Below are 20,947 nucleotides of genomic sequence, written 5' to 3' on the forward strand. Positions count from 1 at the left end.
CTGATTTCCGCCGCCTGCGCCGAGGGGCTCCGTACACACCGTACGGAGCCCCTCGGCGTATCTGTCGCTAGCCCCGGTTGCGGGCCGAGGTGACGCGGTAGACGTCGTAGACGCCCTCCACGCCCCGGACCGCCTTCAGGACGTGCCCCAGGTGCTTGGGGTCGCCCATCTCGAAGGTGAAGCGGGAGGTGGCGACCCGGTCGCGGGAGGTCTGCACGGCCGCCGACAGGATGTTGACGTGCTGGTCGGACAGGACGCGGGTGACGTCCGAGAGCAGCCGGGAGCGGTCCAGCGCCTCGACCTGGATGGCGACCAGGAAGACCGAGGACTGGGTGGGCGCCCACTCGACGTCGAGGATGCGCTCGGGCTCGCGGGAGAGCGAGTCCACGTTGACGCAGTCGCTGCGGTGCACCGAGACCCCGCTGCCCCGCGTGACGAACCCGATGATCGGGTCGCCCGGGACCGGGGTGCAGCAGCGGGCCAGCTTCACCCATACGTCGTCGACGCCCTTGACGACGACACCGGGGTCGGCGCTGGAGCGGCGCTTGCGGCTGCGCCGGGTCGGCGGGACCGGCTCCTCGATCTCCTCGGTGGCCGCCTCCTCGCCGCCGAGCGCCTGGACGAGCTTCTGCACGATGTTCTGCGCGGAGACATGGCCCTCGCCGATCGCCGCGTACAGCGCGGAGATGTCGGAGTAGCGCATCTCGTGCGCCAGCGTGACCAGGGAGTCGCCGGTCAGGATGCGCTGGATCGGCAGGTTCTGCTTGCGCATCGCGCGGACGATCGCGTCCTTGCCCTGCTCGATCGCCTCGTCCCGGCGCTCCTTGGAGAACCAGGCGCGGATCTTGTTGCGGGCGCGGGGCGACTTGACGAAGCCCAGCCAGTCGCGGGAGGGCCCGGCGCCGGGCGCCTTGGAGGTGAAGACCTCCACCAGGTCGCCGTTGTCCAGGGTGGACTCCAGCGGGACCAGGCGTCCGTTGACGCGTGCCCCTATGGTCCGGTGGCCGACCTCGGTGTGCACCGCGTAGGCGAAGTCGACCGGGGTGGCCCCGGCCGGGAGCGCTATCACGTCGCCCTTGGGCGTGAAGACGAAGACCTCGTTGCGGGACAGGTCGAAGCGCAGGGACTCCAGGAACTCGCCGGGGTCCTCGGTCTCCTTCTGCCAGTCCAGCAACTGGCGCAGCCACGCCATGTCGTTGAGGTGGTCGTCCTTGCCCTTGCCGGACGACTTCGGGGCGTCGGTGCGCACCTTGGAGGCGCCGGCCACGGCCTCCTGCTTGTACTTCCAGTGCGCGGCGATGCCGTACTCGGCGCGGCGGTGCATGTCGAAGGTGCGGATCTGCAGCTCGACCGGCTTGCCGTTGGGGCCGATGACCGTCGTGTGCAGCGACTGGTACATGTTGAACTTCGGCATCGCGATGTAGTCCTTGAACCGGCCGGGGACCGGGTTCCATCGCGCGTGGATCGTGCCGAGCGCCGCGTAGCAGTCCCGGACGGTCTCCACCAGGACGCGGATGCCGACCAGGTCATAGATCTCCGCGAAGTCCCGGCCGCGGACGATCATCTTCTGGTAGACGCTGTAGTAGTGCTTGGGCCGGCCGGTGACGGTCGCCTTGATCCGGGCGGCGCGCAGGTCGGCCTGCACCTCGTCGGTGACTATGGCCAGGTACTCGTCGCGCTTGGGGGCGCGCTCGGCCACCAGCCGCACGATCTCGTCGTACATCTTGGGGTAGAGGATGGCGAAGGCCAGGTCCTCCAGCTCCCACTTGATGGTGTTCATGCCCAGGCGGTGGGCGAGCGGCGCGTAGATCTCCAGGGTCTCGCGCGCCTTCTTCTCCTGCTTCTCGCGCTTGAGGTAGCGCATGGTGCGCATGTTGTGCAGGCGGTCGGCGAGCTTGATGACCAGGACACGGGGGTCCTTGGCCATGGCGACGACCATCTTGCGCACGGTCTCGGCCTGCGCGGCCTCGCCGAACTTGACCTTGTCCAGCTTGGTGACGCCGTCCACCAGCAGCGCGACCACGTCACCGAAGTCCCGGCGCAGGTCGTCCAGGCCGTACTCGGTGTCCTCGACGGTGTCGTGCAGCAGCCCGGCCATCAGGGTCGCCGGGTCCATGCCCAGCTCGGCCAGGATGGTGGTGACGGCCAGCGGGTGCGTGATGTACGGGTCGCCGCTCTTGCGCTTCTGGCCCCGGTGCCAGCGCTCGGCCACCTGGTAGGCGCGCTCGATCTGGCGGAGCGTCGCGTTCTCGATCTTGGGGTCGTTGCTGCGCACTATCCGCAGCAGCGGCTCCAGCACCGGGTTGTACGGGTTGGCGCGCTGCACGCCGAGGCGGGCCAGGCGGGCGCGGACGCGGTTGGAGGAGCCGGAGCGGGGCGCGGTCTGACCGGCTGCGGGGCGCACGGGGGCGGGCTTGGGGCGCGCGGCGTCGGCGGTCTTCTCCACCGGCGCCGACTGGGCGTGCTCGACCGAGCCGCGCCGGTCGTTCTTCGCTTCGGACGCGTTCGGCGCGGGCTTCACCGCGGGCGCCGAGGCGGACTCCGGCTTGGCGGCGGTCAGTGGCTGGGCCTCGTCGGGCAAGAGGACTCCTAGTGCGCGATCCGGGTCCCCCGGTCAGGCTCCGGAAACCCCATGGTAGCGATCCCGCGCCCCGTCATCGCCTTCAGGCGGTGGGGAGAGCGGCCCACCAGTGGAACACCCAGTGGAACACGTGGGACGGGTGGTGGATTCCGGGGGGCCGGTCTCGCGGGACGCGGAGCGGCCGCGAGCGCGGGCCGGGGAGGCCCGGTGCGCTCGCGGCCGCTCAAGGTCCGCTCGGTCCGGTTCAGACCTGGAGCAGCGCCTCCAGGGGCGCGCCGTGCAGGGCGGACTCCAGACGGGCGCGGCCCTGGAGGAAGCCCAGCTCCATGAGGACGGCGACGCCGGAGACGCGTGCGCCGGCGCGCTCGATCAGCTTGATCGCGGCCTCGGCGGTGCCGCCGGTGGCGAGCACGTCGTCCACGATGAACACACGGTCACCGTCGGACAGGTCCTCGGCGTGCACCTCGATCTCGGCGGAGCCGTACTCCAGGTCGTACGCCTGGCGCAGCGTCGCTCCGGGGAGCTTGCCGGCCTTGCGGACGGGGATGAAGCCGAGGCCCGCGCGGACGGCGACCGGCGCGCCCAGGATGAAGCCCCGCGCCTCCAGACCGACGATCTTGGTGGCGCCGGTGGCCGTGGCCAGCTCGGCCAGCGTGTCGGTGAGGGCCGTGAACGCGGCGGGGTCGGCCAGGAGCGGGGTGATGTCCTTGAACATCACGCCCGGCTCCGGGTAGTCGGCCACGTCGCGGATACGGCTGAGCAGCAGCTCCTGGATGGAGGTCATCGGCGCTTTCCAGAGGGTCGGCCGCGGCCCCGGTTGCGGGGCGCGGACTGGTCGCGCGGGCCCACCACAGCGGGCGCCGCGCCGTCGGACGGTTCTCCGGTGGCGGACCGGGACTCCCCCTGGGCCTCTCCGGCGGCGGCCTGGGCACGCTTGGCCATGACCCGCTTCCGGAGGGCCTTCATCGCCGGCTCGCGCTCCTTGAGGTCGGCGACGAGCGGCGTGGCGATGAAGATCGAGGAGTACGCGCCGGCCGCGAGGCCGACGAACAGCGACAGGGAGATGTCGTTGAGGGTGCCCGCTCCGAGGAAACCGCCGCCGATGAACAGCAGGCCCGCCACCGGGAGGAGCGCGACCACCGTGGTGTTGATGGAGCGCACCAGGGTGCTGTTGATCGAGTGGTTGGCGATGTCGCTGTAGGTGAAGCGGGTCTGCTTGGTGATGCCCTTGGTCTGCTCCTTGAGGCTGTCGAAGACGACGACCGTGTCGTAGAGCGAGTAACCGAGGATGGTCAGCAGACCGATGACCGTGCCGGGCGTGACCTCGAAGCCGACGAGGGCGTAGATGCCGACGGTGATGGTGATGTCGTGGATCAGCGCGACGAGGGCCGCGATGGCCATGCGCCACTCGAAGGCGATCGCCAGGTAGATCACCACGAGCACCATGAAGATCGCCAGGCCCTGCCACGCCTTGTTGGCGATCTGCTCGCCCCAGCTCGGGCCGACCAGGTCGGCGTTGAGCCGCTCGGGGTCGAGCTTCAGGTCCTTCGCCAGGGTCTGCTTGACCTGGTCGGACTTGGCGGTGTCGAGGCCGGCGATCTGAATGCGCAGGCTGCCGTTGCCGAGCTTCTGCACGACGGCCTCGTGGCCGGAGGCGTCGTGGGCGTACTCCTCGACCTGGGCGACCGAGGCGCTCATCTTGGTCGGGGTGGTGAAGACGGCGCCGCCCTGGAAGTCGATGCCCATGTTCAGGCCGCGCACCGCCAGGCCGAGGATGGCCGTGATGGTGATCAGGATGGAGACGCCGTACCAGATCTTGCGCTTGCCGATGAAGTCGTAGCTGACTTCGCCGCGGTGCAGCCGCGCGCCGAGGTTACCGAGTTTCGACATCGCTCACGCCCCCTTGGGGTCGACGGGGCCCGTGGTGGGACCGGAGGGACGGCGGGTGCGGCGCAGCGGCGGGTTGGCGCCCAGGCTCCGCGGGTCGAGGCCGGACCACTTGTGGCCGTCGGCGAAGAACCTGCGGCGGGCCAGCAGCGTCATCAGCGGCTTGGTGAAGAAGAAGACCACCACGACGTCGAGGACGGTGGTCAGACCGAGGGTGAACGCGAAGCCCTGGACCTTGCCGACGGTGACGATGAACAGCACGGCGGCGGCGAGGAACGACACGAAGTCGGAGACCAGGATGGTGCGCCGGGCGCGCGGCCAGGCCCGCTCGACGGCGGGGCGCAGGGTGCGGCCCTCGCGGATCTCGTCCCGGATGCGTTCGAAGTACACGATGAACGAGTCCGCGGTGATACCGATGGCGACGATGGCACCGCAGACGGCGGGCAGGTTCAGCGCGAAGCCGATGGCCGGGCCGAGCAGCGACATGATCACGTAGGTGAGGATCGCGGAGACCAGCAGGGAGGCCATGGCCACCAGCGACAGACCGCGGTAGTAGGCCACCAGGTAGATCACGACCAGCACGAGGCCGATGGCGCCCGCGAGGAGGCCGGCCTTGAGCTGCTCGCCGCCGAGGGCGGCGGTGACCGTGGTGACGGTCTCCTCCTGGAAGGACAGCGGGAGCGCGCCGTAGGACAGCATGTTGGAGAGGCTCTGGGCCTCCTCCTGCGTGAACCGGCCGGAGATCTCGGCCTGGCCGCCGGTGATGGCCTGCTGCACGTACGGGCTGGAGACCACGTCGCCGTCGAGGACGATGCCGAACTCGTTCTGCGGCTGCTGGTTCTTGGCCAGCTCGCCGGTGATGTCGGCGAACTTCTTGGCGCCGGAGGAGGTGAAGGTCATCTGCACCTGCCAGCCGGAGGCGCCCTGGGTGTCGAAGATGGCCTGGGCCTTCTTCACCTCGGTGCCGTCCACGGCGGCGGGGCCGAGCACGTACTTGTACCAGACCTTGTTGATCTCACCGCAGGCCACGGTGGGGTCACCGGGCTTGGCGGCCTGGCCGACCTTGGCGCGCTCGGCGGGCTTGGTGCAGTCCAGGGCCGCGTACTGGGCCTGGAGCTTCGCGGTGGCCGCGTCGGTGCTCGGCGTCGGCGAGGGGCTCGCCGGGGCGCCGGAGGACTTGGCGCTCGCGGAGCCGGTGGGCGACGGGGTGGCGTCGGCCTTCAGCGCGTCGCTGACGGCGCGGCCCTGCGAGGTGGCCGAGGCGTTCGGCGAGGGGGAGCCGGAGGGCGAGGTCGCCTTCTGGTCGCCGGAGGGGCTGGCGGCCGGGCTCGGGGAGCCACTGGCGCCGGAGGAGGTGCTCGGCGACGGCGCGGGGGTCGCGCCACCGCTGGGCTCGCTGGCCAGGACCGGGCGGAAGTACAGCTTGGCGGTGGTGCCGACCTGCTGCTGGGCCTCCTTGGAGTTGGTGCCCTTGGGGATGTTGACGATGATGTGGTCGTCGCCCTGGGTCTGCACCTCGGCCTCGGAGACACCAAGGCCGTTGACACGGCGGTTCATGATGTCGACCGCGGTGTCCATGTTGGCCTTGTTGATCGCCGACCCCTGGTCGGCCTTCGCCTTGAGCGTGATGCTCGTACCGCCGGCAAGGTCGATGCCGAGACGCGGGGTGGTGTGACCGGCGAGGAACATTCCGCCGGTCATCGCCACGATGGCGATCAGGATGAGGACCAGCGAGCGCCCTGGCTTGCTCTGGGCACTCGGGCCCCGGCCCTTCTTAGGTGCTGCCACCTTCTCGTACTCCCTCTCGGGCCGCCCGGTGCGCCGTGGGCGCCGGTGGCCATGACATGGTGTCGGGATTCCGTGCGGGAAAACGTGCGGGAACCGAGCCGTCCGGGGCGTACCGCGCGCCCGGTGTGAGGCGCCGGGACGCCCCGGGGACGTGACTACTTCGCGTCGGTGTCGCCGTCGGTCTTCTTCGGCGCCTCGGCCGGCTCGGCCGTCTCCGCCTTGTTCACGACGGTGTCGTCCTTGGCGGCGGGCTCGACGGTCTCGGCCTTGTCGGCGAGCGTCTTGTCCTCGGCGACCGGGGTCTCCTCGGCGGCGTCCTTCTTGCCGAAGTCGACGGCCTTGTGCTCGGCGTCGGCGGCGGTGAGGGAGGAGGCGTCGTCCGGGACGATCTCGGAGTCCGACTTAAGGTCGTGCTCGATGCCGTGGATGATGCGGTTGTACTCGTCGTCGGAGAGGACGGCGCCGATCGCGTTCTTGGCGAAGATCAGCTCGACGCCCGGCCCGGCGTCGAGGAGGACGGTGTCCTCCGTGACCTCCTTGACCGTCGCGTACATCCCCCCGATCGTGCGGACGCCCGAACCGGGCTGCATCTCGTTCCGCATGTTGGCGGCCTGCTGCTGCTTCTTCTTGGCCGAGCGCGTCATCAGGAACATGACCGCGATGAGCACGATGAAGGGGAGAAGGGTATAGACATTCACGAGACGGAATTTCCTTCGCGCGACCGCGCGGTGAGCGGCCTGTTGGAGGGGGCTGGTCGGCGTCGCCCACAAGGGCGGCATCGGCGGAGTCTAAGCGAGTCCGCGCGCATGGAACAACGCTCAGCATGGCACCTGGGTTCCTCCTGGGGCCAATGCGCCGGTCTCACGCCCCGAACAGGTCCTGTTGTCCGTTTCCCGTGGCCGGCCGCTGCGGCGGGGTGAGGCCCAGGTGCGCCCAGGCCGCCGGGGTGGCCACGCGCCCGCGCGGGGTGCGGGCGAGCAGGCCCTCGCGCACCAGGAACGGTTCGGCGACCTCCTCCACCGTCTCCCGCTCCTCCCCCACCGCGACGGCCAGCGTGGACAGGCCGACCGGGCCGCCGCCGAACAGTTTCAGCAGCGCCTCCAGCACGCCCCGGTCGAGCCGGTCGAGGCCGCGCTCGTCCACCTCGTAGACGGCGAGGGCGGCGGCTGCGATGTCCTCGGTGATCAGGCCGTCCGCCTTGACCTGGGCGTAGTCCCGCACCCGGCGCAGCAGCCGGTTGGCGATCCGGGGCGTGCCGCGCGAGCGGCCGGCGATCTCGGCGGCGCCGGACGGGTCGATCTCGACGTCCAGCAGGGCGGCCGAGCGGTGCACGACCCGCTGGAGTTCGCGCGGCTCGTAGAACTCCATGTGCGCGGTGAAGCCGAAGCGGTCGCGCAGCGGGGGCGGCAGCAGGCCCGCGCGGGTGGTGGCGCCGACCAGGGTGAACGGGGGAAGTTCCAGCGGGATGGCGGTGGCGCCGGGGCCCTTGCCGACGATGACGTCGACCCGGAAGTCCTCCATCGCCATGTACAGCATCTCCTCGGCGGGCCGGGACATGCGGTGGATCTCGTCCAGGAAGAGGACCTCGCCCTCCTGGAGGGAGGAGAGGATCGCGGCGAGGTCGCCGGCGTGCTGGATGGCGGGGCCGGAGGTGATACGGATGGGGGCGCCCATCTCGGCGGCGATGATCATCGACAGGGTGGTCTTGCCGAGGCCGGGGGCGCCGGAGAGCAGCACGTGGTCGGCGGTGGCGCCGCGCGCGCGGGCGGCCCGCAGTACGAGGTCGAGCTGTTCGCGCACCTTCTCCTGGCCGATGAACTCGCCGAGGTCCTTGGGGCGCAGGGCGGCTTCGACGGCCTGGTCCTCCCGGTCGGCGGCGGTGTCCACCAGCCGTTCCGCGGCGGCGCCGTCCGTCGTGTCGTCCCAGTTCACTTCAGGTGCTCCTAGCGGTGGCGCGCGGGTCAGCGGGCGCGGTTCAGGGTCTGGAGGGCGGCCTTGAGCAACTGGCCGACCTGGGGGGTGCCGCCCGCCGCCTCGGCCTGGGGGGTCACGGCGGTGACGGCCTCGTCGGCCTCGCGGGTGGCGTAGCCCAGGCCGATGAGGGCCGCGTGCAACTGGTCGCGCCAGCCCTGGCTGACCGGGGCGCCGACGGCGGGGGCGCCGAGGGGGGCGCCGAGCCGGTCCTTCAGCTCCAGCAGCAGTTTCTGCGCGCCCTTCTTGCCGATGCCGGGCACGGCGGTGAGGGCTTTCTCGTCGGCGGTGGCGACGGCGCGGCGCAGGGTGTCCGGGCGGTGGGTGGCGAGCATGGCCTGGGCGAGGCGGGGGCCGACGCCGCTGGCGGTCTGGAGCAGTTCGAAGACCTGGCGCTCGTCGTCGTCGGCGAAGCCGTACAGGGTGAGCGAGTCCTCGCGGACGACGAGGGAGGTGTGCAGCCGGGCGGCCTGGCCGACGCGGAGCTTCGCCAGGGTGTCGGGCGTGCACTGGACGGCCATGCCGACCCCGCCGACCTCGACGACCGCCGAGTCGGGGGCGAGGGCGGCGACGGTGCCGCTGACGAAGGCGATCATGCCGTTCGGCCTTTCGTTGCCTGAGGTGTGCGACGGGCCGTGTGCTCGGCGACCGCCTGCTGGAGCCGGTTCTGGGCGGGGGCGCGCCAGATGTGGCAGATGGCGAGGGCGAGGGCGTCGGCGGCGTCGGCGGGCTTCGGGGGCGCGCTGAGCCGGAGCAGCCGGGTGACCATGGCGCCGACCTGGGCCTTGTCGGCGCGGCCGGTGCCGGTGACGGCGGCCTTGACCTCGCTGGGGGTGTGCAGGGCGACCGGGATGCCGCGCCGGGCCGCGCACAGCATGGCGACGGCGCTGGCCTGGGCGGTGCCCATGACGGTGCTGACGTTGTGCTGGCTGAAGACCCGCTCCACGGCGACGAACTCGGGCTGGTGCTCGTCCAGCCACTGTTCGAGGCCCCGCTCGACGGCGAGCAGCCGGTGGCTCAGCTCGGCGTCGGAGGGCGTACGGACGACACCGACGCCGACCATGGTCAGCGGCCGCCCCGCGACCCCCTCGACCACCCCGACCCCGCACCGCGTCAGTCCGGGGTCCACCCCAAGCACCCGCACCTGTCGCCCCCTGGGCTCGATCATTTGTTTGTGCAGGCTATCGGGTGCCACTGACAACGTCCCGCAACCGAGCCCGGCAAAGGCGACGGGCCGGCGGATGTGTCCCACCGGCCCGTGCCCACCGCCAAGCCCGCGGCAGCGTTACGCGTCGACCTTCTCCATGACGTCGTCGCTCACGTCGAAGTTGGCGAAGACGTTCTGGACGTCGTCGCTGTCCTCGAGGGCGTCGATCAGCTTGAAGATCTTCCGGGCGCCGTCCTCGTCCAGTTCGACCTGCATGGTCGGGACGAAGTTGGAGTCGGCGGAGTCGTAGTCGATACCGGCCTCCTGGAGGGCGGTGCGGACCGCGACCAGGTCGGTGGCCTCGCTGAGCACCTCGAAGGACTCACCGAGGTCGTTGACCTCCTCGGCACCGGCGTCCAGGACGGCACCGAGCACGTCGTCCTCGGTCAGCTCGCCCTTGGGGACGATGATGACGCCCTTGCGGTTGAACAGGTACGACACCGAGCCGGGGTCGGCCATGTTGCCGCCGTTGCGGGTCATGGCGACGCGGACGTCGGAGGCGGCACGGTTGCGGTTGTCGGTGAGGCACTCGATGAGCACCGCGACACCGTTGGGGCCGTAACCCTCGTACATGATCGTCTCGTAGTCGGCGCCGCCGGCCTCCAGGCCGCCGCCGCGCTTGACCGCGGAGTCGATGTTCTTGTTGGGGACCGACTGCTTCTTCGCCTTCTGGATGGCGTCGTAGAGCGTCGGGTTGCCCTCGATGTCGACGCCGCCCATGCGGGCCGCGACCTCGATGTTCTTGATGAGCTTCGCGAAGAGCTTGCCGCGCTTGGCGTCGATCACGGCCTTCTTGTGCTTCGTCGTAGCCCATTTAGAGTGGCCGGACATCTGCCTGTCTCCTTCGCGTAACCCGATCCTGAGGACTCCCCCGGCGCTGGGAGAGCCTGAGGGGTACCGCCGCAGATCCTACAAGGACTCCGGTGTCCGGTTCGCGCGGACCATGTCGGTGAAGAGCGCGTGCATCCGGTGGTCGCCGGTCAGTTCCGGGTGGAACGAGGTGGCGAGCACGTTGCCCTGGCGTACGGCGACGATGTGGCCGTCGTGCTCGGCGAGCACCTCGGCGGCCGCGCCCACGGACTCGACCCAGGGGGCGCGGATGAAGACGCCCTCCACGGGGGCGCCCTCGACACCCTTGACGTCGACCGCGGCCTCGAAGGACTCGTTCTGGCGGCCGAAGGCGTTGCGGCGGACGATCATGTCGATGCCGCCGATGGTCTCCTGGCCCGAGCGCGGGTCGAGGATCTTGTCGGCGAGCAGGATCAGCCCGGCGCAGGTGCCGTAGACGGGCAGCCCGGCGCGCACGCGGGCGCGCAGGGGCTCCATCAGGCCGAAGAGGACGGCCAGCTTGGAGATGGTGGTGGACTCGCCGCCGGGCAGCACGAGGGCGTCCACCTCGGCGAGTTCTTCGGGGCGCCTGACCGGCCTGGCCACGGCGTCCGCCGCGGCCAGGGCGATGAGGTGCTCCCGTACGTCGCCCTGGAGGGCCAGGACGCCGATGACGGGGGTGTTCATGTGACGGGGTCCTACCAGCCGCGGTTCGCGTAGCGCTCGGTCTCGGGGAGGGTGTCGCAGTTGATGCCGACCATGGCCTCGCCGAGGTTGCGGGAGGCGTCCGCGACGATCTTCGGGTCGTCGTAGAAGGTGGTGGCCTTCACGATGGCGGCGGCGCGCTTGGCCGGGTCGCCGGACTTGAAGATGCCGGAGCCGACGAAGACGCCCTCGGCACCGAGCTGGCGCATCAGGGCGGCGTCGGCCGGGGTGGCGACGCCACCGGCGGAGAACAGCACGACCGGGAGCTTGCCCAGCTCGGCGACCTCCTTGACCAGCTCGTAGGGGGCGCGCAGCTCCTTGGCGGCGGCGAACAGCTCGTTGTGGTCGCAGCCGCGCAGCTTGGCGATCTCGCCCTTGATCTGGCGCAGGTGGCGCACGGCCTCCACGACGTTGCCGGTGCCGGCCTCGCCCTTGGAGCGGATCATGGCCGCGCCCTCGGCGATGCGGCGCAGGGCCTCGCCCAGGTTGGTGGCACCGCAGACGAAGGGGGTGGTGAACGCCCACTTGTCGGAGTGGTTGACCTCGTCGGCCGGGGTGAGCACCTCGGACTCGTCGATGTAGTCGACGCCGAGGGACTGGAGCACCTGGGCCTCGACGAAGTGGCCGATGCGGGACTTGGCCATGACCGGGATCGAGACGGCGTCGATGATGCCCTCGATCATGTCCGGGTCGGACATACGGGCCACGCCGCCGTCCTTGCGGATGTCGGCCGGGACCCGCTCCAGGGCCATGACGGCCACGGCGCCCGCGTCCTCCGCGATCTTCGCCTGCTCGGCGTTGACCACGTCCATGATGACGCCGCCCTTGAGCTGCTCGGCCATGCCGCGCTTCACACGGGCGGTGCCGGTCTCGGGACCCTGGTTGTCGATGATGGACACGCGTGACCTCACTGATGGGTAAAGACGGTTTCTGCACCGTCGAGGAAACGCGACCGGGCCAGGCCACATCAAGGGCCAATGGGAAGCCGGTGGATCATTTTGTCCCGGCGTGCCCCCGCCGGACCCCGCTCAGGCGACCCGTTCGACCAGCGCGGCGGGCGGTTCGTCGTCCATCTCGAAGGCCAGCGGGAACGGCGCGTGCCCGGCGAGGCGGAACCAGCGGACCTTGCGGTGCTCGCGCAGCCGGCGGGCGGCGCCGACCGCGTCGTTGTGGAAGCGGCGGGCCATCGGCACCCGGCGCACCGCCTCGGCCAGCTCGTGCGCCGCGTCCTCGCCACCGGGGGCGGCCCGTACGCCCTCGACCTGGCGGGCGTCCTCGAACACGGCGCGCAGGGCCTGGCTCAGCTCGCTCTCGGCGACCTCGCGCTGCTCCTCCTCGGCCTGCCGGGCGGCGTGCGCGGCCTCGTAGAGCACGATGGAGGCGGCCGGGTCCAGGACGCCGGAGGTGGCGAGTTCCTGCGCGACGGACGCCCGGCGCAGCAACTGTGCGTCCAGGGCGGCGCGGGCGGCGTCCATGCGGACGTGCAGCCGGTCCAGCCGGCCGGCGGTCCAGCTCAGGTAGACGCCGATCGCCAGCAGCGCGACGAGAATCCAGATGAGGGTGGGGATCACGCGCGAAGGTTATCGGTGGAGTGCGGGGTGCCCGCTTCCGCGTCCCGTTCGCGGGCCAGGCCGAACCGCGACCACAGGCCGGGCCGCTCGTCGGTGGCGACCGCCGCGGTGCCGGTGGTGACCGTCTCGTACACCGAGAGGATGTCCGCGCCGACCGTGGACCAGTCGAAGCGGCGCACATGGGCGCTGCCCCGCTCCCGCAGCTCCGCCCGGCGCTCGGGGTCGGCGAGCAGGGCCACGGCCTTCTCGGCGAGCGCGTCGGCGTCCTCGTTGGCGAAGACCTCGCCCGCCTTGCCCTGGTCCAGGACCTGCACGAAGGCGTCCAGGTCGGAGGCGAGCACGGGGGCGCCCGCCGACATCGCCTCCACCAGGATGATGCCGAAGCTCTCACCGCCGGTGTTGGGCGCCACGTACAGGTCGACGCTGCGCAGGAAGCGGGCCTTGTCCGCGTCGCTGACCATGCCGAGGAACTCCACGCGGGAGCGCAGCTCCTCGGGCAGCTCCTCGACGGCCGCCTCCTCGTCACCCCGGCCCGCGACCAGCAGCCGCGCCTCAGGGTGGGCGGCGACGATCTTCGGCAGGGCGCGCATCAGCACCGGCAGGCCCTTGCGGGGCTCGTCGATGCGCCCTATGAAGCCGATCGTGCCGCCCTGCCACTCCGCCTTGGGCTCGGCGTCGGCGAAGAAGTCCACGTCGACCCCGTTGGGGATCACCACCGCGTCCCCGCCCAGGTGCTCGACCAGGGTGCGCCGGGCGTACTCGCTGACCGCGATCCGGGCGCTGATCTTCTCCAGCGCGGCCTGGAGGATCGCGTAGGCGGCGATCATGGCGCGGGAGCGCGGGTTGGAGGTGTGGAAGGTGGCCACGATGGGCCCCTGCGCCGCCCAGCAGGTGAGCAGGCCGAGCGAGGGCGAGGTCGGCTCGTGGATGTGCACCACGTCGAACGCGCCGTCGTGCAGCCACCGCCGCACCCGCGCCGCCGACAGGAACCCGAAGTTCAGCCGGGCCACCGACCCGTTGTACGGCACCGGCACCGCGCGGCCCGCCGAGACCACGTAGGACGGCAGCGGGGTGTCGTCGTCGGCCGGGGCGAGCACGGAGACTTCGTGGCCGAGCCGGATGAAGTACTCGGCGAGGTCCCGGATGTGGAACTGGACGCCACCGGGCACGTCCCAGGAGTACGGGCAGACGATCCCGATTCTCACGCGGGTCCCTTCGCCGGATCGAGGTCGGCGAGCCACAGTCGCTGGAGCATGTGCCAGTCCTCCGGGTGCTCGGCGATCCCGGAGGCGAAGGCGTCGGCCAGCGCCTGGGTCATCGCGGCCGTCTTCTCGATCCGCGTACCCGCCTCGGGCACCTCGACCGGCGGGTGGACCCGGCCCTGCATCACCGGCGAGTCGTCGTACCAGAGGGTGACCGGGAGCAACTGGGCGCCGGTCTGCTGGGCGAGCAGGGCGGGCCCGGCGGGCATCCGGGCGCGCTCGCCGAAGAAGTCGACCTCGACACCGGCGGCCGACAGGTCCCGGTCCGCGACCAGGCAGACCAGGCCGCCGTCGCGCAGCCGCCGGGCCAGGGTGCCGAACGCGGAGGCCCCGCTGTGCGCCAGCACCTCCATGCCCAGGCCCTCGCGGTAGGCGACGAACCGGTCGTACAGCGTCTCCGGCTTCAGGCGCTCGGCGACGGTGGTGAAGGGGATGCCGAGGGTGGTGGTGACCCAGGCGCCGGCCAGGTCCCAGTTGGCCAGGTGCGGCAGCGCCAGTATCACGCCCTTGCCCTGCGCCAGGCCGTCCGTCAGATAGTGGGCGCCCTTGGGGTCGAAGCCGGTGCGCACCCGCTCCGGGCTCCAGGCGGGCAGCCGGAAGGACTCCATCCAGTACCGCAGGTAGGACCGCATGCCCGCGCGGGACAGCTCCGCGAGCCGCTTGGGGGAGGCGTCCGGCACCACGCGCGCGTAGTTGGCCTCCAGCCGCTGGACGCCCTTGCCGCGCCGCTTCCAGGCGGCGTCCGCGACGGTACGGCCCAGCTTGGCGGCGACCGGTTCGGGGAGCTTCTTGACGGTGCTCCAGCCGAGCCCGTACAACCCGTCGGTGAGACGTTCGGCGGCGCTCACTTGGCCGCCTCGCTCCCGGTGTCGAGTCGGGCCGCCTCTTCCGCCTCGGCGGACTCCCGGCGCACGGTGACGACCCGCTGGACCAGGGTGACGAGACTGCCGACGGCGACGATCCACAGGGCGACGGGCAGCAGGTACTGGATGCCCGGCACCCCGAACTTGTGCAGCCCCGCGAATCCGGCCGCGACCAGCGAGATCACCAGCCGCTCGGCCCGCTCCACCAGCCCGTTGACCGCCACGGGCAGCCCGATCGCCTCGCCGCGCGCCTTGGTGTACGACACCACCTGGCCGCTGGCCAGACAGAAGATGGAGACCGCGCACAGCACGTTGTCGTCGCCGTTGCCCGCGTACCAGAGGGCGAAGCCGCCGAAGATCGCGCCGTCCGCGACCCGGTCCAGGGTGGAGTCCAGGAAGGCGCCCCAGCGGCTGGAGCGGCCGAGCTGGCGGGCCATGTTCCCGTCGACCAGGTCGGAGAAGACGAAGAGCGTGATCACGATCGTGCCCCAGAAGAACTCTCCCCGGGGGTAGAAGACCAGCGCACCCGCGACCACACCGGCGGTGCCGATGAGCGTCACCGTGTCGGGGCTCACCCCCCGCCGGATGAGAAACGCGGCGAACGGCGTGAGGACACGCGTGAAGAATGCACGCGCGTACTTGTTCAGCATGGCCTTCCCGACGGTCGGTGTCGCCGTGGCCCCTGGTGGCCGTCGGCTGGCCCATCGTAGCCACGCGCGCCCGCGCACGGGGGCGCGCACCCTCCGTCCCGGCACGATCCGTGACCATCCCCACGCCGCCGCACGGCCTTGAGGGCCCGTCGTATGGACGCGGCATGACGGGAGTGGAAAGCTCGAAGGACCGCGGGCGCCGCCGGAGCCGCCGCACCCACGCGGGACCCCGCCGCGTTCGCGTCCCCGATGACCTCACCGTGCACGGGAGGCAGAACCATGGGCGACAAGACACACGCACACCCCGGAGCCGCCGGCAGAGCAGTGACGGCCGACCACCCCGCGTCCGTACGGAACGTGGTGCTGGTCGGCCCCTCCGGATCGGGCAAGACCACCCTGGTGGAGGCCCTCGCACTCACCGCGGGGGCGGTGAACCGGGCGGGCCGCGTCGAGGACGGCGGCACCGTCTCCGACCACGACGACATCGAGCACCGCCAGCACCGCTCCGTACAGCTCTCGCTGGTCCCCGTCGAATGGGACGGCATCAAGATCAACCTCCTCGACACCCCCGGATACGCCGACTTCGTCGGGGAGCTGAGGGCCGGTCTGCGCGCGGCGGACGCGGCCCTCTTCGTCGTCTCCGCCGCCGACGGCGTGGACGGCGCGACCCGGATGGTGTGGGAGGAGTGCCAGGCAGTCGGCATGCCCCGCGCCATCGTCGTCACGCACCTGGAGTCCGCCCGCGCCGACTTCGAGGAGATGACGCGGGTGTGCGCCGAGGCGTTCGGCGCCGACGACCCCGACGCCGTCCTCCCCCTCTACCTCCCCCTGCGCGGCCCCGCCGGACCCGACGGGCACGCCCCGGTGACCGGCCTGGTCGGCCTGCTCTCGCGCAAGCTCTTCGACTACTCCCCCGGCGAACGCAAGGAGTCCGAACCCGGCGAGGACCAGCTCCCCGCCCTGGAGGGCGCCCGCGACCGGCTCATCGAGGGGATCATCGCCGAGAGCGAGGACGAGACCCTCATGGACCGCTACCTCGGCGGCGAGCAGGTCGACGTCAAGACGCTCATCGAGGACCTCGAACGCGCCGTCGCCCGCGGCACCTTCCACCCCGTCCTCGCCGCCGCACCCGCCGCCGAGGGCGCCCGCCAGGGCCTCGGCACCGTGGAACTCCTGGAACTGATCACCCGAGGGTTCCCCACCCCCTTCGAGCACCCCCTGCCCGACGTCACCGACATCGGCGGCACCCCCCGCGAGCTGACCCCCTGCGACACCGAGGGCCCCCTGGTCGCCGAGGTCGTCAAGACCTCCTCCGACCCCTACGTGGGCCGCCTCTCGCTGGTCCGCGTCTTCTCCGGCACCCTGCGCCCCGATGACACCGTGCACGTCTCCGGACACGGCCTCGCCGACCGGGGCCATGAGGACCACGACGTGGACGAGAAGGTCGGCGCCCTCTCCATGGCCTTCGGCAAGCAGCAGCGCCCGGTCCAGCAGGCGGTCGCCGGCGACCTCGTCTGCGTCGCCAAGCTCGGCCGCGCCGAGACCGGCGACACCCTCTCCGCCAAGGACGACCCGCTGCTCATGGAGCCCTGGCGGATGCCCGACCCGCTGCTCCCCCTCGCGATCCAGGCCCACAGCAAGCCCGACGAGGACAAACTCTCCCTCGGCCTCTCCCGGCTCGTCGCCGAGGACCCCACCATGCGCCTCGAACAGAACCAGGACACCCATCAGGTCGTCCTCTGGTGCCTCGGCGAGGCCCACGCCGACGTCGCCCTGGAGCGGCTCCGCAGCCGCTACGGCGTCCAGGTCGACGTCGTCCCGCACAAGGTGCCGCTGCGCGAGACCTTCGCCGGCAAGGCCGCCGGACGCGGCCGGCACGTCAAGCAGTCCGGCGGCCACGGCCAGTACGCCATCTGCGAGATCGAGGTCGAGCCGCTGCCCGGCGGCTCCGGCATCGAGTTCGTGGACAAGGTCGTCGGCGGCGCCGTACCCCGCCAGTTCATCCCCTCGGTCGAGAAGGGCGTCCGCGCCCAGGCCGCCAAGGGCGTCGCCGCCGGCCACCCCCTGGTCGACGTGCGCGTCACCCTGCTCGACGGCAAGTCCCACTCCGTCGACTCCTCCGACGCCGCCTTCCAGACCGCGGGCGCCCTCGCCCTGCGGGAAGCCGCCGCCGAGGCCCGCATCCACCTGCTGGAGCCGGTCGCCGAGGTCGCCGTCCTGGTCCCCGACGACTACGTGGGCGCCGTCATGAGCGACCTCTCCACCCGGCGTGGCCGCGTCCTGGGCACCGAACAGACCGGCGCCGGACGCACCCTGATCCGCGCCGAGGTACCCGAGTTCGAGATCGGCCGGTACGCCATCGACCTGCGCTCCCTCTCCCACGGCACGGCCTCCTTCAGCCGCGCCTACGCCCGCCACGAACCGATGCCGCCCCAAGTCGCCGGGAAACTGCGCGAACAGGACGGCGAGAACCCGTAACTCCCGGCACCGGCGGGCGGCTTCGGCCGTCCGCCGACGCGCGGGGCACGGCTGCCGATACGCTGGCCGACGGGTCCCGGACCGGCCGAACCGGCGCCGTGGCCACGGGACATCGCAACGATGTCCGGTTCGGCAGGTGTGCGCGGCGGGGAAGCCGGGAAGGCCGCAGGAGCGACACGGCGGCGATGGGGGCGGGAATGTCGGCAGGTACGGAGTGGGACGGGCCTCAGGTGCCCGTCTCCGGGGACGAGGGCCAGGCGGCGACTCTCGCGCTGGCCTCGGCGGCCTACCGGGACAACCCCATCCTCGAGATCAAGAAGGCCGACAACGAGTGGCACGCGTCCACCGTCAAGGCCGGCCGCATCCCGCTGTTCCGCCCGAACCTGGGCGAAGCCTTCTCCCGCGCGGTCGCGGACCGCCTCCTCGCACCCGGCCGCAAGCCCCTGATCCAGTCCTTCGGCGCGGACCCCCAGGTCGTCGTCGAACACTGCCTGGCCGCCAACAACATCCGCCGCGAACGCGACAACAAGCTGACCCTGGTGATGGTCGTCTGCGGTCTGATCTTCCTGCCGGGCCTGATCGCCTGGCTCCTGGTCTTCCTGCTCCGCTCGTTCCTGGCCAAGCGCGAGGGCCGGGCCGGGGCGCTCGGCACCGCGCTGCTCGTCGGCGTCGGCATCCTCGCCGTGCTCTTCCTGCTCAAGCTGCCCTTCGGCGGCTTCTGGGGCTGGTACACCCGCGCCGCCGTCGTCGTCCCCGTCCTCGGCTGGTTCTGGGCCCGCCGCGTCTGCGAGCGCACCGCCGCCGACCTGCGCGAACGCTGGGCCGGACTGCTCTCCGGCAGCAGCGTCGGCGCCAAGGTCCCCGAGGCCGTACCCCGCAGCCCCGGCGAGACCGCCGCCGAACAGCTCCGCCAGTCCCTGGCCCGGCTCGGCGCCGAACAGCGCTCCAACTCCGTCTTCTACGCCGGACCCAAGGGCATCCTCGGCATGGGCACCCGCTGGGGCTCCTGGCAGCTCGCCGAGGAACTCGTCTCCGCCGACCCCCCGCGCGAGATCCACCCCTTCCGGAGCTGGGACGTCATACGCGCCATCCACGACCAGCTCAGCCTGCTGGAGCGCGGCCCGCTCAACACCGGCGGCTTCCCCCGCCCGTCCGTACGGCACTGGATCGTCACCCCGATCGGCGAGAAGGCCGACGCGGTCTCCCGGCCCGACGGCACCGACGTCGAGGCGTTCCAGGTCAAGCCGCACGCCATACAGGAGATCTGCAACAAGCAGCAGTTCGGCAGCGGCGACCGGCACTACCTGGGCGTCCAGTGGACCCTGTGGGACGGCCAGCTCGTCCTCACCATGATGATCACGGTGACCGTCCTGCACGAGACCCTGCGCATCGAGGTCACCGGCCACGCGCTCGGCCCGGTCAACCCGCTCTTCCACGCCAAGCCGGCCGCCCCCACCAAGGAGGTCGCCAAAACCCTCAAGCCGTGGGAGAACCGCACCGTCAAGCTGCCCCTGGTCCCCACCGACGAGGTCGTACGCCTCGCCGTCCGCGCCCCGCTGACCCGGTTCACGCCCACCCTGAACTGGCTCGGTGGCTCCATCGGCCTCCCCGAGCCCTTCGGCCTGCGGCACGCCTGGGCCGACCAGCCCTGGCGCCACCGCTTCATGGCCGACGACGCGCTGCGCGCCGCCACCCCGGTCCTCCGCGTGGTGCACTCCGCCGCGATCAAGGTGCTCAAGGAGAACGGCGTGGACACCGAGAAGTTCGGCGCCCGCTCCGCCTTCCTCAGCGGCCTGGTCCAGGACCCGGCCCCGCGAAAGGCGGACCTGTACGACGCGTGAGCGTACTCAGCTCTCCGGCCAGGCGTCCGCGAGCATCTTGCGGGTGTCGCCGAGCAACTGCGGCAACACCCTGGTGTGGCCCACCACCGGCATGAAGTTCGTGTCGCCTCCCCAGCGCGGCACGATGTGCTGGTGGAGGTGGGCCGCGATGCCCGCGCCCGCCACCGAGCCCTGGTTCATCCCGATGTTGAACCCGTGCGCCCCGGACGCCGCACGCAGCGCCGTCATCGCCTGCTTCGTCAGCTCCGCCAGCTCGGCCGTCTCCGGACCGGTCAGATCGGTGTAGTCCGCCACATGCCGGTACGGCACCGTCATCAGATGACCGCCGTTGTACGGGTACAGGTTGAGCACCGCGTACACATGCTCACCCCGGCGCACGATCAGACCGTCCTCGTCGGATTTCGCCGGGATCGAGCAGAACGGGCAGCCGTCGTCCGCGCCCGGACCGCTCGGCTTGTTCTCGCCCTGGATGTAGGCCATCCGGTGGGGCGTCCACAGGCGCTGGAACGCGTCCTGCGTCCCCACTCCGATCTGCTGCTCCGGCTCACTCGTCATGCAAGGCAGCATATGGCTTCGCCCGTTCGCGGCGTGTCGCCGGGGCGGCGGGAAGGCTCCCGGCGGCCAAGCTGAGCCGGTGGACCACGACAGAACCAAGACCCACTGGGAGCGCCGCATGGAGATGCCGCTCACCGTGGCGTCCCTGACGTTCCTCGGTTCCTACGCGGCGCTGGTGCTCGCGCCGCGCCCCGGCGCGGTGTGGCACGACCTGTGGATCGCCCTGCTGCTGGCCTGCTGGCTGCTGTTCGCCGTGGACTACGCGATGCGCTGGAGGCTGAGCGGTAAGGGCCCGCGCTTCGTGCGCGCCCACTGGCTCGACGCGCTCGTCGTGGTGCTGCCCCTGCTGCGGCCGCTGCGGATCGTGCGGGTCTACGAGTCCATGGAGCACCGGCGCGGGCTGCCCCGGCTCCCGCTGTACGCGCGGGTGATCGCCTACTCGGGGCTCACCGCCCTGCTTCTCGGCTTCACCGGCGCGCTCGCGGTCTATCAGCAGGAACGGGACGCGCCCGCGTCGAACATGCGGACCTTCGGCGATGCCGTGTGGTGGGCCTGCTCCACCCTGTCCACCGTCGGCTACGGCGACATCGTCCCGGTCACCGCCGGCGGCCGGATCATCGCGGCGGCGATGATGGCGGGCGGCCTGGCCCTGCTGGGCGCGGTGACGGGCTCGTTCTCGTCGTGGCTGCTGCAGGTGTTCGCGCGGGAGGAGGACGACGAACCCCCGAGGCGACGGTGATGCCCCGGGGGTTCGTACGGA

At 71.5% G+C, this 20,947-nt stretch carries 19 protein-coding genes; 3 read left to right on the top strand and 16 right to left on the bottom strand.

The window, feature by feature from the left end; all coding sequences use genetic code 11:
* Positions 1 to 67: 67 nt before the first annotated feature.
* The 15 genes from E5083_RS25685 to pgsA all read right to left on the bottom strand — a co-directional run bounded on the left by E5083_RS25685 (position 68) and on the right by pgsA (position 15,313).
* The gene (locus E5083_RS25685) at positions 68 to 2,581 is read right to left on the bottom strand and encodes a RelA/SpoT family protein (RefSeq protein ID WP_135788071.1); all 2,514 of its coding nucleotides are present in this window, start codon (positions 2,579 to 2,581) and stop codon (positions 68 to 70) included.
* Positions 2,582 to 2,825: 244 nt separating this feature from the next.
* Complete coding sequence (locus E5083_RS25695; RefSeq protein WP_135788072.1) at positions 2,826 to 3,365, bottom strand: adenine phosphoribosyltransferase; 540 nt, start codon at positions 3,363 to 3,365, stop codon at positions 2,826 to 2,828.
* Entirely contained in the window at positions 3,362 to 4,471 is a 1,110-nt protein-coding gene (secF, locus tag E5083_RS25700; RefSeq protein WP_135788073.1) for a protein translocase subunit SecF, read from the bottom strand. Before secF ends, E5083_RS25695 begins: the two co-directional genes overlap by 4 nt.
* 3 nt (positions 4,472 to 4,474) lie before the next feature.
* The gene (secD, locus tag E5083_RS25705; RefSeq protein ID WP_208754155.1) at positions 4,475 to 6,256 is read right to left on the bottom strand and encodes a protein translocase subunit SecD; all 1,782 of its coding nucleotides are present in this window, start codon (positions 6,254 to 6,256) and stop codon (positions 4,475 to 4,477) included.
* 155 nt (positions 6,257 to 6,411) lie between these two features.
* Positions 6,412 to 6,954, bottom strand: a complete 543-nt coding sequence (gene yajC, locus E5083_RS25710) for a preprotein translocase subunit YajC (RefSeq protein WP_135788075.1) — start codon at positions 6,952 to 6,954, stop codon at positions 6,412 to 6,414.
* A 163-nt stretch (positions 6,955 to 7,117) separates the two neighbouring features.
* Positions 7,118 to 8,188, bottom strand: coding sequence for a Holliday junction branch migration DNA helicase RuvB (gene ruvB, locus E5083_RS25715; RefSeq protein ID WP_086693877.1), 1,071 nt, complete (start codon positions 8,186 to 8,188; stop codon positions 7,118 to 7,120).
* 29 nt (positions 8,189 to 8,217) lie between these two features.
* Positions 8,218 to 8,823: a Holliday junction branch migration protein RuvA gene (gene ruvA / locus E5083_RS25720; protein WP_135788076.1), complete on the bottom strand. Its 606-nt coding sequence runs from the start codon at positions 8,821 to 8,823 to the stop codon at positions 8,218 to 8,220.
* Positions 8,820 to 9,371, bottom strand: coding sequence for a crossover junction endodeoxyribonuclease RuvC (gene ruvC / locus E5083_RS25725; protein WP_135788298.1), 552 nt, complete (start codon positions 9,369 to 9,371; stop codon positions 8,820 to 8,822). Before ruvC ends, ruvA begins: the two co-directional genes overlap by 4 nt.
* A gap of 141 nt (positions 9,372 to 9,512) precedes the next feature.
* Positions 9,513 to 10,265 carry a YebC/PmpR family DNA-binding transcriptional regulator gene (locus E5083_RS25730; RefSeq protein WP_031180147.1) on the bottom strand — a complete coding sequence of 251 codons (753 nt, stop codon included), beginning with the start codon at positions 10,263 to 10,265 and terminating at the stop codon, positions 9,513 to 9,515.
* Between the two features lie 78 nt (positions 10,266 to 10,343).
* On the bottom strand, positions 10,344 to 10,949 hold the full coding sequence (gene pdxT, locus E5083_RS25735) for a pyridoxal 5'-phosphate synthase glutaminase subunit PdxT (RefSeq protein ID WP_135788077.1): 606 nt from the start codon (positions 10,947 to 10,949) through the stop codon (positions 10,344 to 10,346).
* Positions 10,950 to 10,960: 11 nt separating this feature from the next.
* Positions 10,961 to 11,866 carry a pyridoxal 5'-phosphate synthase lyase subunit PdxS gene (pdxS, locus tag E5083_RS25740; protein ID WP_030810697.1) on the bottom strand — a complete coding sequence of 302 codons (906 nt, stop codon included), beginning with the start codon at positions 11,864 to 11,866 and terminating at the stop codon, positions 10,961 to 10,963.
* A 129-nt stretch (positions 11,867 to 11,995) separates the two neighbouring features.
* Positions 11,996 to 12,538 (bottom strand): LemA family protein, encoded by a 543-nt coding sequence (locus E5083_RS25745; protein WP_030810699.1) that lies wholly within the window; start codon positions 12,536 to 12,538, stop codon positions 11,996 to 11,998.
* Entirely contained in the window at positions 12,535 to 13,743 is a 1,209-nt protein-coding gene (locus E5083_RS25750) for a glycosyltransferase family 4 protein (RefSeq protein ID WP_135788078.1), read from the bottom strand. Before E5083_RS25750 ends, E5083_RS25745 begins: the two co-directional genes overlap by 4 nt.
* A complete protein-coding gene (locus tag E5083_RS25755) occupies positions 13,740 to 14,648 on the bottom strand; it encodes a phosphatidylinositol mannoside acyltransferase (RefSeq protein ID WP_135788079.1) in 909 nt (302 codons plus the stop codon). Before E5083_RS25755 ends, E5083_RS25750 begins: the two co-directional genes overlap by 4 nt.
* Positions 14,645 to 15,313: a phosphatidylinositol phosphate synthase gene (gene pgsA, locus E5083_RS25760; RefSeq protein ID WP_135788080.1), complete on the bottom strand. Its 669-nt coding sequence runs from the start codon at positions 15,311 to 15,313 to the stop codon at positions 14,645 to 14,647. The genes E5083_RS25755 and pgsA overlap by 4 nt, the downstream gene beginning before the upstream one ends.
* Before the next feature lie 279 nt (positions 15,314 to 15,592).
* On the opposite strand from pgsA, the gene E5083_RS25765 reads away from it, so the two are divergent.
* Both E5083_RS25765 and E5083_RS25770 read left to right on the top strand, forming a co-directional pair.
* Positions 15,593 to 17,791, top strand: a complete 2,199-nt coding sequence (locus E5083_RS25765) for an elongation factor G-like protein EF-G2 (protein WP_135788081.1) — start codon at positions 15,593 to 15,595, stop codon at positions 17,789 to 17,791.
* A gap of 197 nt (positions 17,792 to 17,988) precedes the next feature.
* Positions 17,989 to 19,632: a hypothetical protein gene (locus tag E5083_RS25770; RefSeq protein WP_135788082.1), complete on the top strand. Its 1,644-nt coding sequence runs from the start codon at positions 17,989 to 17,991 to the stop codon at positions 19,630 to 19,632.
* Positions 19,633 to 19,638: 6 nt separating this feature from the next.
* Here the strand turns inward: E5083_RS25770 and E5083_RS25775 are convergent, their stop codons facing one another.
* Positions 19,639 to 20,199 (bottom strand): HIT family protein, encoded by a 561-nt coding sequence (locus E5083_RS25775; protein WP_135788083.1) that lies wholly within the window; start codon positions 20,197 to 20,199, stop codon positions 19,639 to 19,641.
* Positions 20,200 to 20,266: 67 nt separating this feature from the next.
* On the opposite strand from E5083_RS25775, the gene E5083_RS25780 reads away from it, so the two are divergent.
* The gene (locus E5083_RS25780) at positions 20,267 to 20,926 is read left to right on the top strand and encodes a potassium channel family protein (protein ID WP_425276751.1); all 660 of its coding nucleotides are present in this window, start codon (positions 20,267 to 20,269) and stop codon (positions 20,924 to 20,926) included.
* The last annotated feature ends 21 nt before the right edge of the window (positions 20,927 to 20,947 follow it).

Origin of the sequence: Streptomyces bauhiniae (assembly GCF_004784475.1) — a bacterium.
Classification (GTDB): domain Bacteria; phylum Actinomycetota; class Actinomycetes; order Streptomycetales; family Streptomycetaceae; genus Streptomyces; species Streptomyces seoulensis.

Coding starts and splice junctions, on each gene's coding strand:
- E5083_RS25775 (WP_135788083.1), bottom strand. CDS start 20,199: ATGCTGCCTTGCATGACGAGTGAGCCGGAGCAGCAGATCGGAGTGGGG.
- E5083_RS25730 (WP_031180147.1), bottom strand. CDS start 10,265: ATGTCCGGCCACTCTAAATGGGCTACGACGAAGCACAAGAAGGCCGTG.
- ruvA (WP_135788076.1), bottom strand. CDS start 8,823: ATGATCGCCTTCGTCAGCGGCACCGTCGCCGCCCTCGCCCCCGACTCG.
- pgsA (WP_135788080.1), bottom strand. CDS start 15,313: ATGCTGAACAAGTACGCGCGTGCATTCTTCACGCGTGTCCTCACGCCG.
- secF (WP_135788073.1), bottom strand. CDS start 4,471: ATGTCGAAACTCGGTAACCTCGGCGCGCGGCTGCACCGCGGCGAAGTC.
- E5083_RS25765 (WP_135788081.1), top strand. CDS start 15,593: ATGGGCGACAAGACACACGCACACCCCGGAGCCGCCGGCAGAGCAGTG.
- pdxT (WP_135788077.1), bottom strand. CDS start 10,949: ATGAACACCCCCGTCATCGGCGTCCTGGCCCTCCAGGGCGACGTACGG.
- E5083_RS25770 (WP_135788082.1), top strand. CDS start 17,989: ATGTCGGCAGGTACGGAGTGGGACGGGCCTCAGGTGCCCGTCTCCGGG.
- E5083_RS25695 (WP_135788072.1), bottom strand. CDS start 3,365: ATGACCTCCATCCAGGAGCTGCTGCTCAGCCGTATCCGCGACGTGGCC.